Below are 16,740 nucleotides of genomic sequence, written 5' to 3'. Positions count from 1 at the left end.
CTTTTGTCAGAATAAGTAACAATAAATGATGTTAAGGGGGGCTTTTAAATGAGAAATCGTAAATTTATTTTATTGTTTGCGTTATTGTTGACTCTTGGATTGGTTTTAGCAGCTTGTGGTGGAGCCGATGAAGAGGAAACAACGGATACGAATAACAATGCAGATGATTCCGGAGCTGAAGACGAAGGATCTGCAGATTACAGCATCGCGATGGTTACAGACCAGGGTGGTGTAGATGATAAATCATTTAACCAATCTGCATGGGAAGGTATCCAAGCATGGGGTGAAGAAAATGGTTTATCAAAAGGAAATGGCTTTGACTATGCACAATCATCGTCTCAAGCAGATTTCATGCCGAACATTACGCGTCTCGTTCGTGATGATTACAATTTAATCTTTGGTACAGGATTTCTTTTAAAAGAGGATATTCAAAAGGCTGCTGAACAATTCCCTGATACGTATTTTTCAATCGTTGATGATATTGTTGAGGCACCAAATGCATTGAGTGTTACGTTTAAAGAGCATGAAGGCTCATTTTTAGCAGGTGTCGCTGCTGCAAACAAAACGAAAACAAATAAACTTGGTTTTATTGGTGGAATTGATTCTCCGTTAATCACTAAATTCGAAGTTGGATTCATTGCTGGTGCAAAATCAGTTAATCCTGCTATCGAAATAGATGTTCAGTATGCTGAAACATTTGATGATGCATCAAAAGGGAAAATCATTGCATCGAATATGTACGGAAATGATATTGACATCATTTACCATGCTTCTGGTGGAACTGGTAACGGTGTGTTTAACCAAGCAAAAGATATTAAGCAAAATGATTCAGATCGTGAAATTTGGGTAATCGGTGTTGATGCAGATCAACACGAAGAAGGAAAAATTGGAGATCACAATGTAACATTGACTTCGATGATTAAACGTGTAGACGTAGCTGTAAAAGATGTTGCTCATATGCTTCAAGATGGTGAGTTCCCTGGTGGAGAACATTTACAGTTTGGAATTGAAGAAGATGGAATCGCTATTGCTGAAACAAATACGGAAGCAATGACCGAGGACATTGTTAATGCTGTTAATGAATGGAAAGAAAAGATTCTTAATGGTGATGTGGAAGTCCCGCAAACACGTGATGACCTAGAAAATTATTTAGATTCACTTTAAGTGAGGGAAGAAGGCTATCCTTTTAGCCTTCTTCAATCATGTTTATAACATCTTCAACTAAAGAGGATCTGGATCATCCGGTCCTTTTTATTTGGTGATTTTATTAAAAAACGAAGGTTTAACCAGCCTTTTAGTGACAACTTTAGTTGCACTTATGTAGATTGGTAAGTTTATATTTTACTGCCTGCTAAAAATAAACACTTGCAGTGAAGATAACTAGATAAAGGGGTGGATACCGGTGGAATACGTGATTGAAATGTTGAATATACGAAAAGAATTTCCAGGAATCGTAGCAAACGATAACATTACAATCCAGCTTAAACAAGGTGAAATCCATGCACTTTTAGGAGAAAATGGTGCAGGGAAATCAACTTTGATGAATGTTTTATTTGGTTTGTATCAACCGGAGCAAGGTGAAATCCGTGTCAAAGGAAAAAAGGTTAACATAACGAATCCAAATATTGCTAATGAATTAGGGATTGGAATGGTGCATCAGCATTTTATGCTTGTCGAACCTTTTACGGTAACGCAAAATATTATCCTTGGAAGTGAACCGACAAAGAAGACAGGCGTTATAAATGTTGAGAAAGCTAGAAATGAAATTAAAGAGATTTCGGATCGATATGGTCTGAAAGTTGATCCAGATGCGAAAATCAGCGATATTTCTGTTGGAATGCAGCAGCGTGTTGAAATTTTGAAGACATTATACCGTGGTGCAGAGGTACTCATTTTTGATGAACCAACTGCGGTGCTGACACCCCAAGAGATACATGAATTGATTGGGATAATGCGCTCGCTGGTTAAAGAAGGAAAGTCAATTATTTTAATTACACATAAGCTAAAGGAAATAATAGAAGTTTGTGATAGATGTACAGTTATTCGTAAAGGTAAAGGTATTGGAACCGTAAATGTTGCGGAAAGCAATTCAAATGAACTTGCATCGCTTATGGTTGGTAGAGAGGTTCATTTTAAAACAGAAAAAACGATAGCGCAGCCGAAAGAAGTCGTTTTAACGATTGAAAACTTAGTTGTTAAGGATACTAGGAAGGTAGACTTAGTGAAAGGGTTAAATCTCGAATTACGTGCTGGAGAAATCGTAGGAATTGCCGGTGTTGATGGTAATGGACAATCGGAATTGATAGAAGCTATCACAGGTCTCCGTTCAGCCGTATCTGGAAAGATTAAACTTAACAATAAAAATATCACGAATAAAAGTCCAAGAAAGGTAACGGAGAGCGGGGTCGGTCATATACCTCAGGATAGACACCGATATGGTCTTGTATTGGATTACTCAGTAGGTGAAAATATTGTTCTTCAAACCTATTATAAAAAGCCGTATTCAAAAGCGAAAGTATTGAATTATAAAGCGATTTATGACAAAGCTGAAAAAATAATCCAGGAATATGATGTACGTACACCGAGTGTATTTACGAAGGCGAGAGCATTATCTGGAGGAAATCAGCAAAAAGCAATCATTGGTCGTGAAGTAGATCGTTCACCGGATTTATTAATTGCTGCACAGCCTACTAGAGGTCTTGACGTAGGTGCAATTGAATTTATTCATAAGAAATTGATCGAGGAACGAGATAAAGGAAAAGCGATTTTATTAATTTCTTTTGAATTGGATGAGATTATGAATATTAGTGATCGAATTGCTGTCATGTTTGACGGGAAAATAGTTGCTGAAGTGAAGCCGGAAGAAACAAGTGAACAGGAGCTCGGATTGTTGATGGCAGGAAGTCAGGTTAAGGAAGGTGATCCGAATGTCATCGAATAAATTATTTACGTTGCTTGTGCCAGTTATTTCTGTTGTCATGGGTTTGCTTGCTGGTGCAATTATCATGTTGGTTTCTGGTTTCAATCCAATAGAGGGATATACGGCTCTGTGGAATGGTGCATTTGGAGATTCCTACACGGTAGGGGAAACAATTAGAAGGTCGACACCTTATATTCTGACGGGTCTATCCATTGCATTCGCCTTTCGCACTGGATTGTTTAATATTGGTGCAGAGGGTCAAGTAATTGTAGGCTGGCTTGCGGCAGTTTGGGTTGGCGTTGCAATTGACGCACCAATGTATATCCATTTACCTCTTGCAGTTATTGCGGCAGGTATCGCAGGAGGGTTATGGGCATTTATTCCTGGTATTTTAAAGGCGAAGCTTGGAGTACATGAAGTAATTGTCACGATTATGATGAATTATATTGCTTTATTTACAACAAACGAAATCATTAGAAAAGTATTAACGAGTGGTCAAACAACAACGGAATCAATCTCTCCATCTGCTTCATTGGCGTCAGAATGGATGCAAAGTATGACGTTTTACTCTCGGGTCCACTACGGAATTTTTATTGCATTATTTGCTGCGGTTATCATGTGGTTTATTATCCAGAGAACGACGGTTGGGTATGAGTTGAAATCTGTTGGCTTCAACCAACACGCATCGAACTATGCAGGAATGAATGTAAGTAAAAATATTGTTTTATCTATGGTTATTGCAGGTGCGTTTTCAGGATTAGCAGGTGCAATGGAAGGCTTGGGAACCTATGGGAATATTTCAGTCATGGCAAGCTTCTCGAATTTAGGATTTGATGGAATCGCTGTTGCCCTACTTGGTGCTAATACTGCGTTAGGGGTTGTTTTTGCGGCATTCTTGTTTGGGGCTCTGAAAGAGGGAGCAGGCGAAATGCCAACCGGAGCAGGGATCCCAACCGAGCTTGTAGACATTATTATCGCATTAATTATTTTCTTTGTAGCATCTAGCTATATGATTCGATGGGTAATTCTTCGCTTTAAAAAGGAGGGGAAATAAATGATTGATATATTGCAATCTGTCATCCCTACAGCTTTATTTTATTCCGCTCCTCTAATTTTTACAGCATTAGGCGGCGTATTTAGTGAGCGTTCTGGTGTTGTAAATATTGGTCTAGAAGGTTTAATGGTGATGGGCGCATTTGTAGGTATTGTATTTAATTTGACTTTTTCAGATGTATTTGGTGCATGGACACCTTGGGTCTCTATAATAGTTGCTATGGTTGTTTCTGCTATTTTCTCGATTATTCACGCAGTTGCATCGGTTACTTTTCATGCAAGCCAAGTTGTTAGTGGTGTAGCAATCAATATGCTTGCTTTAGGTGTCGGGGTTTATTTGACAAAACAGTGGTACGGAAAAGGACAAACAGATATGGTTGATCAACCTTTCTATACAACCAATTTCCCGTTCCTATCAGATATTCCAGTTCTGGGACCGATCTTCTTCCAAGGAATATATATCACATCCTATTTGGCAATTTTTGTTGCATTTATAGCTTGGTTTGTTCTGTATCGTACCCCATTTGGTTTAAGGTTACGAGCTGTCGGTGAACACCCGATGGCGGCAGATACAAACGGAATCAATGTAAGTAGAATGCGTTATATCGCTGTTATCCTGTCAGGAGCACTTGGCGGATTAGGTGGTTCCGTATTCGCACTTACCATTGCTTCTAACTTCTCACATTCAACAATTGTTGGCCAAGGGTTTATGGCATTGGCTGCAGTTATTTTTGGAAAATGGCATCCGCTTGGAGCAATGGGGGCAGCATTATTTTTCGGTTTTGCACAAAGCTTAAGTGTTGTTGGCTCTAGTATCCCGATTCTTCAAGGTGTTCCACAAATTTTCCTATTAATCGCGCCTTATGTGCTAACGATTCTTGCTCTTGCAGGTTTCATAGGTCGCGCTGATGCACCACGAGCAAATGGTGTTCCGTATATTAAAGGAAACAGATAAAAAGTTTTTGAAAGTGAAGGTTGATGATCAGCGGACTTGCTTATAATAGCAAGTCCGTTTTTTTTGCCGTATAATGGATGACAACTGGTAAAATTGTGCAAAATACATGTGAAGAACCAATATTACATCGTATCGGAGGATATATATGGATACCATTCAGGGAAAGCAAGAAAATGAAAACGGCCTAAACTTACATTTTATTCAGAGTAAAAAATACAAAACGATAAACATTGTCGCAAAATTAAGGGCGCCACTTGAAAAAGATACGATTACAAAAAGAGCATTACTTCCATATATTTTGAAGCAGGGTACTAAAAATTATCCAAGCAGAAGTGAATTTCAATTAAAATTGGATGATTTATATGGTGCCGTTCTATCTGTTGATGGTGGGAAAAAAGGGGAGAACCACATTATTACCGTTCGATTGGAATTTGCCAATGAGAAGTTTATTCCCCAAGAGTCATCCATTATAGATGATGCAATTAGCTTATTCCATGAAGTTCTGTTTCAGCCGAATGTGAAGGAAAATGGTTTTGATGAATCTATATTTAAGCGTGAAAAAGATACATTGAAGCAAAAAATTAATGCGATCCAGGACGACAAAATGAGCTATGCGAATATGCGCCTTATCGATGAAATGTGTGAGAATGAACCGTATCAGCTTCATGTACATGGTTATGAGGAAGATTTGAATAAGATGACCAATGAGAATCTGTACGATTATTATAAAAATATGATACAGCAGGATGACATGGATATTTATGTACTTGGAGATTTTGATGAAAAGACGATAAAAGAAAAAATCACTTCCGAAATGAAGCGAGATCAATCAAATTCAATCCAATATAATGCTTCAAAGGCAAAAAAATCTGCAGGTGAATCAAAAGAGATTATCGAAAAGCAGAATGTTCAACAGGCTAAGCTTCATATAGGCTATCGTACGAATATCGTATTTCAGGACGAAGATTATTTCGCATTACAAGTATTTAATGGATTATTTGGCGGTTTTCCAAGCTCCAAGCTATTCATTAATGTAAGAGAGAAGAACAGTCTGGCTTATTATGCTTCATCCCGTGTGGAAAGTCATAAAGGGCTGTTGTTTGTATTCAGCGGAATAGCTCCAGAGGATTTTGAAAAAGCGAGGGATATCATTCGCGTTCAAGTTACTGCAATGAAGGACGGAGAATTTTCAGAGGATGAATTGACTGAAACAAAGGATCAAATTGTTAATCAATTTAAAGAAACAATGGACCACCCACAGGGGCTTATTGAAATGATGTACCAGCAAGTAGTTGGAAATAAGAAGTTAACGCCCAACCAATTAGTAGAGGGAATACGGAATGTTACGAAAGAGGATGTTATTCAGGCTGCCAGCAAAATAGAAGAGGATACGGTGTACTTATTAACGAGTGAAGGAGGGTCAAAAGATGAATAAGCAGACGTACAAGAATATAAATGAAACAATCTATTCGGAAAAGCTGGCTAATGGATTAACGGTGTTTTTGTTGCCAAAACCGGAAATGGCGAAAGCATATGGGATATTTTCAACAAATTATGGATCGATTGACCAGACCTTTGTCCCAATAGGTGAATCCGAGGAAATTAATGTGCCAGAAGGGGTGGCTCATTTTCTCGAACATAAGCTTTTCGAAAAAAAAGACCGGGATGTGTTTGCTGATTTTGGAAAACAAGGAGCTTCTCCAAATGCATATACATCGTTTACCAAAACAGCTTATTTATTTTCTGCAACAACTAACATCGAACAAAATGTTGAGACATTAATCGATTTCGTACAGGAGCCATATTTCTCAGAGCAGTCAGTGGAAAAGGAGAAAGGCATTATTTCCCAGGAGATAAAAATGTATGATGATCAGCCTGATTGGCAATCGTTTATGGGTACAATCAAGAGCATGTTCAAGAACCATCCAGTGAAAATCGATATAGCCGGAACCGTTGAATCAATTACATCTATTACAAAGGATGATTTATACACCTGTTATCATACGTTTTACCATCCGGAAAACATGTCATTATTTGTTGCGGGGAATTTCGACCCTGAGACAATGATGGATATGATTACGTCCAATCAGCAGAAAAAGAGCTTTAAAGAAATGGAAGAACTGAAGCGTAATTTTCCAAAAGAGCCGGAAGATGTAGCAATGAAAGAAAACAAAATTACAATGCCTGTTTCGATTCCTAAATGTACAATCGGGATTAAAGAGTCAAGTGTCGAATTAAGCAAAGAAGCGTTTCTCCGCAAAGATTTGCTTGGGAGTATGGTTATCAGTCATTTCTTTTCCACTGGTGGAGAATTCTATCAAGAACTGTACAAAAGCAATCTGATTGACGACAGTTTTTATTTTGAGACAAATCTGGAGAAAAACTTTGGCTATTCTATGATTGGCAGCAATACAGATAACCCGGATGAATTTTCAAAAAAAGTGATGGAACAATTGCTTTCCACGAATGACATTCAGCTTACCGAAGAAGTTTTTTCGCGAATGAAGAAAAAGAAAATCGGTCAGTTGCTTCGGTCGATGAACTCACTTGAATTTATTGCCAATAAGTATACGTCCTATCATTCAATGGGCATTAATTTATTTGAGATTATTCCTGAGATTCAAAAATTAACAGTGGATGATGTCAACAGTTTTATAAAAAGTTGGATTAGTGAGAATCGCCTGGCGGTCTGTACGATTTCAGCGCAATAAGGAGATAGATATGGGGAATAACGTTCTAATCATAGGTGCCAGCGGAGATATCGGTCTTGCTATCTCAGAACGCCTTGTTAACGATGGTTTCAATGTTTTGCTTCACTACAATGAAAACAGGGAAAAAATAGATGCATTTAGAAACAAATTAAACGGGGAAGCAGTTCTTGCCGTCATGCAGGCAGATTTAAGCAATAATGATGAAATTAAAAGATTTCTTGCGGAGCTTGTCTTACCTGTAGACAATATTGTTTTTGCAAGCGGGGCTGGACATTATGGATTATTGCAGGATACATCGGAAATGGTAATGGATGCCATGCTGACATTAAATGTGAAAGCACCTTGGATGATTACAAAACATCTTCTGCCTCGTATGATACAAAATAGAAACGGAAAAATTGTCTTTATTACCTCTATATGGGGCAGTTCCGGCGCGAGCTACGAAGTAATATATTCATCTGTAAAAGGTGCTCAGAACAGCTTTGTCAAGGCATTGGCAAAGGAAGTAGCGCCTTCAGGCATTACAGTAAATGCAGTAAGTCCAGGATATATTGAAACGAAAATGAACAGTCACCTGTCAATGGATGAGAAAGTGGCAATTTTAGCTGATATTCCAGTAAACAGGGCTGGCCTCCCAACCGAAATAGCGCATTCCGTCAGTTTTTTGCTTGATGACAGATCGAGCTATATTCAGGGCGAAATAATTAATATTACCGGCGGTTGGTAAGAAACTCTAATGTTTTCTGCATAAATAATTTTTAAAATCAAATACTATGCAGGATAAAATGAATAGAGGAGGCATGCCAATGTCAGTTCTTGATAATTTTGAAACATGGAAAGGTTTCTTGGCTAATCGACTTCAACAGGCACAACAGCAGGGGATGGATCAACAAACCATTTCAAATGTAGCTGCTGAGGTAGGCGATTATCTGGCTCAAAGCGTAGAGGCAAAAAACGGTGAAGAAGCTGTTTTAAAAGAGCTATGGAATGCTGCAACTGAACAGGAACAGCAAGCTATAGCCAATATCATGGTGAAACTTGTTCAAAATAAGTAAATAGCGGTTTTAAAAAATGTACATTGTAAAAAGCTGTATAGGATACTCTATGCAGCTTTTTACAATGATTAAATAAATTTAATGGAAACATACGGTAATTCCTATTTAGAAAAATAAAAAATATGTTATATTACTAGTAGAGGTTCATGCACTAGCAAATTTTTTAAAAACGGATAAATAAATCCAAACGGGTATTTAATTGCTTAATATGTATAAAGTATGTAAAATTAAGGAGTTAACTATGGAGAGAACAGAATGGTATTTGGAATATGAGATTCAAATGAACCGTCCCGGATTATTAGGCGACATCTCTTCTTTATTAGGTATGCTTTCAATTAATATCATTACAATCAATGGAGTAGAAAATTCCAGAAGGGGAATGCTGCTTCTTTCTAAATATGATGAAAATATTATGAGGTTAAAATCAATTCTTCAGACAATGGATACGATAAAATTGTATAAATTGAGAAAGCCTAAGCTAAGGGATAAGATGGCTGTTCGACATGGGAAGTATATACACACCGATAGTGATGATCGAAAGACAATTCGCTTTGTGCGGGATGAATTAGGGCTCCTTGTTGATTTCATGGCTGAGCTCTATAAACAGGAAGGACATAAGCTGATTGGTATACGTGGCATGCCGAGAGTTGGAAAGACGGAATCGGTTGTAGCTGCCAGTGTATGTGCCAATAAACGGTGGTTGTTTGTTTCAAGTACAATGATTAAGCAGACGGTACGGAGCCAATTGATTGAAGGAGAATATAATCCAGACAATATCTATATTATTGATGGTGTAGTTTCCAAAAGAAAAGCGAATGAGAAACATTGGCAATTGATTCGTGAAATTATGCAGCTTCCTTCGATAAAGGTAGTGGAGCATCCGGATATTTTCGTGCAATCCACAGAATATAGTATGGATGATTTTGATTATATTATTGAGTTACGTACAGATGAAGATCAGGAAATAACGTATGAGTCAGTAGAAAAACAGCAGTTTAGCGAACAGGGCGGTTTTTCTATGTTTGATTTCTAAAATGGAAGGTGTTATTTATGGATGTAGGGGCGAAGCTGAAGGAAGCACGTCTTGCGAGCGGGTTATCGCTGGACAGTCTGCAGGAAACAACTAAAATACAAAAGAGATACTTAGTAGCAATTGAAGAAGGTAATTTGCATATTTTACCCGGGAAATTCTATGCGCGTGCATTTATAAAGGAATATGCCAATGCAGTTGGAGTGGATTCCAGTGAACTACTGGAAGAATATAAAGAAGAGATACCCAATTCATCAACAGAAGAAAATGTACAGTATACCAGAATCCAGCGGACAAGAAAAGCGAATAATGCAGAAAAAGGATCTGGTTTTGCTTCTTTTATCCCATCTATTATAGTAGTTTTACTTATAATTGGTATTCTGTTTGTTGCATGGTGGTTCATAAGAGCCAACATGACAGAGGAAGGCAATGTTCCTGTTGAAGATCCTCAGGATAATGTCATTATAACGAATCCGAATGACATTGGATCTGGAGCACCTGAAGCTGATCAGAATCAGGATGAGGAAGATGGTTCCAATCAAGGAGATTCCGAAGAAGAAGGAAATACGGATGAATCTGAAGAGGAAGGGCAGCCAGAAGTGGAAATATCTGTAGTTGAAGAAGGAACTGGTTCAACTCCTGAATCAACTTTGGAAGTGAGCAATGCTGGTGATGAGATCATTATTACACTAGAATCAACTGAAGTGGGCAGGAATACATGGCTCGAAGTTAGGGACGTTGATAATAATGCAGCCCTTTATAATGGAAGCTTTGATGAAGGTGCGTCTCCGGTCGAAATTGATGCGAGTGGGACGGAAACGGTTTATTTCAATATCGGATATGCTCCGGCATTAAGAATTTTAATTAACGGAGTCGAACTGGAATATCCCGTTGAGGCTACGACAGTACATCAGAAATTGTATTTAAATATCAATGAGACTGAATAAATGCGTACAGTCGGAAATGATAAACCCTTCCCTTTACTTTCTTGGAAGGGTTTTGTCTCATTCTAATGCAAACCACACATAGGAGGAAAAATACCCATGAATTTACCAAACAAATTAACATTATCACGAATATTTATGATTCCTATTTTTATCATTTTATTATCCATTCCCTTTGATTGGGGCACATGGGATATCGGAACAACTGAGCTACCTGTAGCACATTTTGTTGCAGCGATGATTTTCATTATTGCTGCAGGTACCGATTGGGTAGACGGATACTATGCAAGAAAATACAATCTTGTAACCAATCTCGGGAAATTTATGGACCCATTGGCAGATAAGCTGCTTGTGTCCGCAGCGCTTATATTGCTGATTGAAATGGGTCTGGCTCCTGCCTGGGTTGTCATTATCATCATCAGCCGTGAATTTGCCGTAACAGGGCTCCGTTTAGTCGCAGCGGGGGAAGGAATTGTGCTTGCAGCGGGTAAGATGGGAAAACTGAAAACTGCCACCCAAATGATTGCCATTGCTGTTCTGCTTTTGCATAATTTCCCCTTCTCCTATATTGATTTTCCATTTGGGACAATCATGCTTTATCTTGCATTATTCTTTACTGTAGTGTCGGGTGTAGATTACTTTGTTAAAAATTGGCACGTAATGAGGGATTCAAAGTAATGAGAGAATATAAAGCGGAAATTGTTGCTGTCGGGACAGAATTATTGCTTGGGCAAATAGCGAATACAAACGCACAGTGGCTATCACAGCAGTTAGCCTTGTATGGAATCAATGTATACAATCATGCTGTTGTCGGCGATAACCTGGAGCGGGTTGAAGAAGCTTTCACCCTGGCTCAAAAAAGATCGGATATTATTATCGTTACCGGTGGGCTTGGGCCTACTGAAGATGATTTGACAAGGGAAGCTTTTCAGCTTATTAGTGGAATGGAAATGGAAGAACATAAGGATTCAATGGATAAGATTAAGTTATTTTTCACAAACCAAAAGAGGGAAATGACTCCGAATAATCGAAAACAGGCACGAATCTTTAAAGGGTGTACAGTCCTTGTCAATAATGCTGGCATGGCTCCAGGTATGAAAATGGAGCTTGATGGAAGGATATGGTTTTTCCTTCCGGGAGTACCAAGAGAAATGAAACAAATTGCAGCCGATGGAGTTATACCTTACATTAATGAATTGACTGGAAATAAACAAATGATTAAATCGCTCGTACTGAAGTTTATCGGAATCGGTGAGTCAACCCTCGAGCATACATTGAAGGATCTTATACAGGCACAGAGCAACCCAACGATTGCCCCACTTGCTCAGGAAAATAACGTTGTGATTCGATTGACTGCAAAAGAAGCGTCTGAAGATAGACTTGATGCCTTATTGAAAAATACAAAATTGAAAATTCTCGATAGAGTAGGAGATTATTTTTTCGGAGAAGATGATCAGGTAATTGAACAGGTTGTCGTCGATCTGCTTAAAAAGCGAAGTATGACATTGGCAGCAGCCGAAAGCTTAACAGGTGGGATGTTTACTGAAAAAATAGTTTCTGTGGATGGGGCTTCTGAAATTTGTCCTGGTGGAATTGTTTGCTATGACACAGCAATCAAGCGGGATGTATTAGGTGTATCTGGAAAAACAATTCAATCCAAAGGAACGGTCAGTAAGGAATGTGCACTTGAAATGGCTGATCAGGTAACAAAATTATTTGGCTCCCAGGTTGGAATCTCTTTTACCGGTGTTGCCGGACCAAAGGAAATAGAAGGGGAGCCTGTAGGAAAGGTATTTATTGCCATAAGAGATGTAAAAGGATATCAGCAAGTAGAATCCTTTTTATTTACAGGTAACCGCAATACGATTAGAAAAAGAGCCTGTCTAAAAGGATTGGAAATGATTTATAACTATTTAAAATAATAGTATCTACCACAGTTTTCTATGTAAAATTGGTTTATGTGGTATTTATTCTACCGGAAACTACTATTTTTGGATAATTTAAGCTTTGAAAATATAAGAACATCTATTCGTTTTTTTCTTGTTAAATCTTATAAAACAATGTATGATATAGATAGATAATTTAAGGAGGTAGTTTCTTTGAGTGATAGAAAACAAGCTTTAGATATGGCTTTGAGACAAATAGAGAAACAGTTCGGTAAAGGTTCGGTTATGAAACTCGGTGAAACTCCAATGCAGAAATTGGACACGATTCCCAGTGGTTCACTGGCTCTTGATGTCGCGCTAGGTATTGGCGGTTACCCTCGTGGGAGAGTCATCGAAATATATGGTCCTGAGTCTTCAGGTAAAACAACTGTTGCGCTTCATGCCATCGCAGAAGCACAGAAAAAAGGCGGACAGGCAGCGTTTATCGATGCGGAACATGCTTTGGATCCAAATTATGCAAAGGCATTGGGTGTAAATACGGATGAATTGCTTTTATCCCAACCGGATACTGGTGAACAGGCGCTTGAAATTGCGGAAGCACTTGTTCGAAGTGGTGCAGTAGATATTTTGGTTGTCGATTCAGTTGCAGCCTTGGTTCCTAAGGCTGAAATTGAAGGTGACATGGGTGACTCTCATATGGGCTTACAGGCACGCCTTATGTCACAAGCTCTGAGGAAACTTTCCGGAGCTATCAACAAGTCACACTCAACGGCAATTTTCATTAACCAGATCCGTGAAAAAATCGGGGTTATGTTCGGTAATCCAGAGACTACTCCTGGTGGACGTGCCCTTAAGTTCTACTCTTCAGTAAGACTTGAAGTGCGCCGCGCCGAAACATTAAAACAGGGTAATGAGATGATCGGTAACAGAGCAAAAATCAAAGTTGTTAAAAATAAAGTTGCCCCGCCGTTCAAACAGGCGGAAGTAGATATTATGTATGGTAAGGGGATTTCCAAAGAAGGAGAAGTCCTTGATATTGCTGCAGAACTTGATATTGTAGAAAAAAGCGGCGCTTGGTATTCTTATAAGGGTGAACGTCTTGGACAGGGACGTGAGAATTCAAAAATCTTCTTGCGTGAGAACGAAGAGATTTTGGAGGAACTTCATAGCGCCATCCGCGTTCATTACAATTTGGATGGTGAAGCGGAAGCTGATGAACCAAAAACCAAGAATGAAGAAAAAAATGTTCAGGATTCCCTTGACGTATAATTGCTGTTTTTAGTAAAAGACCTTTCCGGCTCGTTACCGGTAAAGGTCTTTTACATTTTATAAGGTTAGAGAAGAGCCCCTGCACTTCCCACGACTTCATGATTAGAAAGCAAAGAATAGCCTCTAGGAGTTTATCATGGAGCCCATAGGACGTGGCGATTTTAGGCGAACTTGTATTTTACGTGAGGTGATCAAGGAACTTGCACGTTTGTACTTGCAAATAATTGTGACGTTTCCTTGACATTACAGGTTTTGGCAATTAATATTAAAAGTGTATAATTTTATAATTTTTATTATGAAATTAATTGGTATTTTATGCATTCAGAAATGTTACATGCCGACAAATAATGAATTGTACAATTTTATAGCAATGGGAGGTGAAATCATGGACATTATACTCTTAATCATCTCCATTTTGCTTGCTCTGATCGTCGGTATTGTTGTTGGTTATCTAATACGTAAATCTATTGCAGAAGCTAAAATTTCAAGTGCGGAAACCTTGGCAAAACAGATTGTGGAAGAAGCACATAGAAATGCAGATGCAGCTAAAAAAGAAGCGCTTCTTGAAGCAAAAGATGAAAATCACAAGCTTCGCCAGCAGACAGAAGATGAATTACGTGAGCGACGCATGGAAGCTCAAAAGCAAGAAAACCGTCTGATGCAAAAAGAAGAAAATCTGGACAGAAAAAGTGAAACATTAGACAAACGTGAGTCTTCGTTAGAGAAGAAAGAACAATCTCTAACAGACAAACAACAACAAATTGAAGAAATGAAAAGCAAAGTGGAAGCTATGAAAGAAGAGCAGCAAACTGAGCTTGAGCGCATTTCAGGATATACATCTGACCAGGCAAAACAAATTATTTTAGAACGAATCGAAAATGAAATCAAACATGAATCTGCTGTAATGATTAAAGAAGCTGAAAATCGTGCAAAAGAAGAGGCTGACAAAAAGGCTAAGAATCTCCTTTCTCTTGCATTGCAACGATGTGCCGCGGATCATGTTGCAGAGACAACTGTATCTGTTGTTAACTTACCTAATGATGAAATGAAAGGCCGTATTATTGGTCGTGAAGGACGAAATATACGGACATTAGAAACGTTAACAGGTATTGATTTAATCATCGATGATACACCGGAAGCGGTAATTTTATCCGGTTTTGATCCAATTAGACGGGAAATTGCCCGTATGGCATTAGAGAAACTGGTACAGGATGGACGAATTCACCCTGCAAGAATTGAGGAAATGGTGGACAAGGCCAGACGTGAGGTTGATGAATATATACGGGAAGTTGGAGAAGAAACGACATTTGAAGTTGGTGTACATGGACTGCATCCGGATTTAGTAAAAATACTCGGTCGTCTAAAATATCGTACAAGCTATGGCCAAAATGTACTGAAACACTCAACTGAGGTTGCTTACTTGTCAGGATTGCTTGCTGCTGAACTTGGTGAAGACGTAACATTGGCAAGAAGAGCTGGATTACTTCATGATATCGGGAAAGCAATCGATCACGAAGTGGAAGGCAGTCACGTTGAAATCGGTAAAGAGTTGGCAACGAAATACAAGGAGCATGAGGTTGTAATCAATTCGATTGCTTCCCACCATGGCGATGAAGAAGCTACCTCTATCATTTCGGTTCTTGTTGCTGCAGCTGATGCTTTATCTGCAGCCAGACCAGGTGCCAGAAGTGAGACTTTGGAAAATTACATCAAGCGATTGGAAAAACTTGAAGAAATTTCCGAGTCATTTGAAGGAGTAGAAAAATCATTTGCCATTCAGGCTGGAAGAGAAATCAGAATTATGGTTAGACCTGATGAGATTGATGATATAGAATCCGTTCGTATCGCTCGTGATATAAGAAAGCGTATCGAAGGAGAGCTCGATTATCCTGGTCATATTAAAGTAACAGTAATCAGGGAAACAAGAGCAGTTGAATATGCAAAATAGAACAAAAGCGGTCATTGATCGCTTTTGTTTTTTTGGTTATATGTATAGGCTATTGTTTGAGACATCAAGCTCTCTTATACATAGAGAACTTTGACAATCCGATAGCAATATGAAAAACTGATAGTATACTAAACGATAGGATGATAGGACAATGAAGATACTTTTTATAGGTGATGTGGTTGGGTCCCCGGGACGTGATATGGTACAGGAGTATCTGCCCCGATTAAAGGATAAATACAAACCAAATATGACAATTATTAATGGTGAAAATGCAGCAGCAGGTAAAGGAATTACAGAAAAAATTTATAAACAGTTTCTTGAATGGGGTGCCCAGGTTGTTACGATGGGAAACCATACATGGGATAAAAGGGAAATATTTGAATTTATTGATGATGCTAAGTATATGATACGTCCTGCCAATTTTCCTCGGAATAACCCTGGCAAGGGAATTGTATATATCAATATAAATGGAATGGAAGTGGCAGTGATCAATCTCCAAGGTAGAACATTCCTTCCCCCTGTGGATGATCCTTTTCAGAAAGCGGATGTACTGATTGAAGAAGCAAAAAAAAGAACAAATATAATTTTTGTTGATTTTCATGGGGAAGCAACGAGTGAAAAGCAAGCGATGGGTTGGTATCTTGATGGCAGGGTAAGTGCAGTGGTCGGCACACATACACATACCCAAACTGCTGATGAGCGAATTTTATTGAATGGAACGGCGTATATTTCTGATGTCGGTATGACCGGTCCATATGATGGGATACTGGGTGTTGATCGTGACGCCGTAATAAAACGTTTCCTCACTTCACTTCCTGTCCGTTTTGAACCTACTAAAGAGGGAAGAACACAATTGAACGGAATAGTGGTTAGAGTCGATGATAAAACGGGTAAAGCAACTATGATAGAGCGAATCATCATTAATGATGACCACCCCTTCTTCAGTTGATTAATTGAATTGTTCGAATC

Annotated in this window: 15 protein-coding genes; all 15 read left to right on the top strand. The window is 38.6% G+C overall.

The window, feature by feature from the left end; genetic code table 11:
- Window positions 1-48 precede the first annotated feature (48 nt).
- The 15 genes from MN204_RS03640 (at window position 49) to ymdB (ending at window position 16,720) form a co-directional block, all read left to right on the top strand.
- The gene (locus MN204_RS03640; protein ID WP_249869728.1) at window positions 49-1,164 is read left to right on the top strand and encodes a BMP family lipoprotein; all 1,116 of its coding nucleotides are present in this window, start codon (window positions 49-51) and stop codon (window positions 1,162-1,164) included.
- 238 nt (window positions 1,165-1,402) lie between these two features.
- Window positions 1,403-2,941: an ABC transporter ATP-binding protein gene (locus MN204_RS03635; protein WP_249869727.1), complete on the top strand. Its 1,539-nt coding sequence runs from the start codon at window positions 1,403-1,405 to the stop codon at window positions 2,939-2,941.
- Entirely contained in the window at window positions 2,928-3,974 is a 1,047-nt protein-coding gene (locus MN204_RS03630; RefSeq protein ID WP_249869726.1) for an ABC transporter permease, read from the top strand. The genes MN204_RS03635 and MN204_RS03630 overlap by 14 nt, the downstream gene beginning before the upstream one ends.
- The gene (locus MN204_RS03625; protein ID WP_249869725.1) at window positions 3,975-4,928 is read left to right on the top strand and encodes an ABC transporter permease; all 954 of its coding nucleotides are present in this window, start codon (window positions 3,975-3,977) and stop codon (window positions 4,926-4,928) included.
- A 145-nt stretch (window positions 4,929-5,073) separates the two neighbouring features.
- The gene (gene yfmF / locus MN204_RS03620; protein ID WP_249869724.1) at window positions 5,074-6,363 is read left to right on the top strand and encodes an EF-P 5-aminopentanol modification-associated protein YfmF; all 1,290 of its coding nucleotides are present in this window, start codon (window positions 5,074-5,076) and stop codon (window positions 6,361-6,363) included.
- Window positions 6,356-7,639, top strand: a complete 1,284-nt coding sequence (gene yfmH, locus MN204_RS03615; RefSeq protein WP_249869723.1) for an EF-P 5-aminopentanol modification-associated protein YfmH — start codon at window positions 6,356-6,358, stop codon at window positions 7,637-7,639. Before yfmF ends, yfmH begins: the two co-directional genes overlap by 8 nt.
- Window positions 7,640-7,649: 10 nt before the next feature.
- Entirely contained in the window at window positions 7,650-8,366 is a 717-nt protein-coding gene (ymfI, locus tag MN204_RS03610; protein WP_249869722.1) for an elongation factor P 5-aminopentanone reductase, read from the top strand.
- Window positions 8,367-8,445: 79 nt separating this feature from the next.
- Window positions 8,446-8,694, top strand: coding sequence for a DUF3243 domain-containing protein (locus MN204_RS03605; RefSeq protein ID WP_249869721.1), 249 nt, complete (start codon window positions 8,446-8,448; stop codon window positions 8,692-8,694).
- A 241-nt stretch (window positions 8,695-8,935) separates the two neighbouring features.
- A complete protein-coding gene (locus MN204_RS03600) occupies window positions 8,936-9,727 on the top strand; it encodes a DUF3388 domain-containing protein (protein WP_249869720.1) in 792 nt (263 codons plus the stop codon).
- Window positions 9,728-9,744: 17 nt separating this feature from the next.
- Window positions 9,745-10,671, top strand: coding sequence for a helix-turn-helix domain-containing protein (locus tag MN204_RS03595; protein ID WP_249869719.1), 927 nt, complete (start codon window positions 9,745-9,747; stop codon window positions 10,669-10,671).
- A gap of 96 nt (window positions 10,672-10,767) precedes the next feature.
- Window positions 10,768-11,346: a CDP-diacylglycerol--glycerol-3-phosphate 3-phosphatidyltransferase gene (pgsA, locus tag MN204_RS03590; RefSeq protein WP_249869718.1), complete on the top strand. Its 579-nt coding sequence runs from the start codon at window positions 10,768-10,770 to the stop codon at window positions 11,344-11,346.
- Window positions 11,346-12,590: a competence/damage-inducible protein A gene (locus MN204_RS03585; protein ID WP_249869717.1), complete on the top strand. Its 1,245-nt coding sequence runs from the start codon at window positions 11,346-11,348 to the stop codon at window positions 12,588-12,590. The genes pgsA and MN204_RS03585 overlap by 1 nt, the downstream gene beginning before the upstream one ends.
- A gap of 177 nt (window positions 12,591-12,767) precedes the next feature.
- Window positions 12,768-13,823 (top strand): recombinase RecA, encoded by a 1,056-nt coding sequence (gene recA, locus MN204_RS03580; RefSeq protein ID WP_306798579.1) that lies wholly within the window; start codon window positions 12,768-12,770, stop codon window positions 13,821-13,823.
- Between the two features lie 385 nt (window positions 13,824-14,208).
- Window positions 14,209-15,771 carry a ribonuclease Y gene (gene rny, locus MN204_RS03575; RefSeq protein WP_249869716.1) on the top strand — a complete coding sequence of 521 codons (1,563 nt, stop codon included), beginning with the start codon at window positions 14,209-14,211 and terminating at the stop codon, window positions 15,769-15,771.
- 151 nt (window positions 15,772-15,922) lie between these two features.
- Window positions 15,923-16,720, top strand: a complete 798-nt coding sequence (gene ymdB, locus MN204_RS03570; protein WP_249869715.1) for a 2',3'-cyclic-nucleotide 2'-phosphodiesterase — start codon at window positions 15,923-15,925, stop codon at window positions 16,718-16,720.
- Window positions 16,721-16,740: the final 20 nt, after the last annotated feature.

Origin of the sequence: Oceanobacillus saliphilus, from assembly GCF_023522835.1 — a bacterium.
Taxonomy (GTDB): domain Bacteria; phylum Bacillota; class Bacilli; order Bacillales; family Amphibacillaceae; genus Oceanobacillus; species Oceanobacillus saliphilus.
Note: the sequence above shows the minus strand (reverse complement) of the source record. Positions and strands in the feature narration are given on the sequence as shown.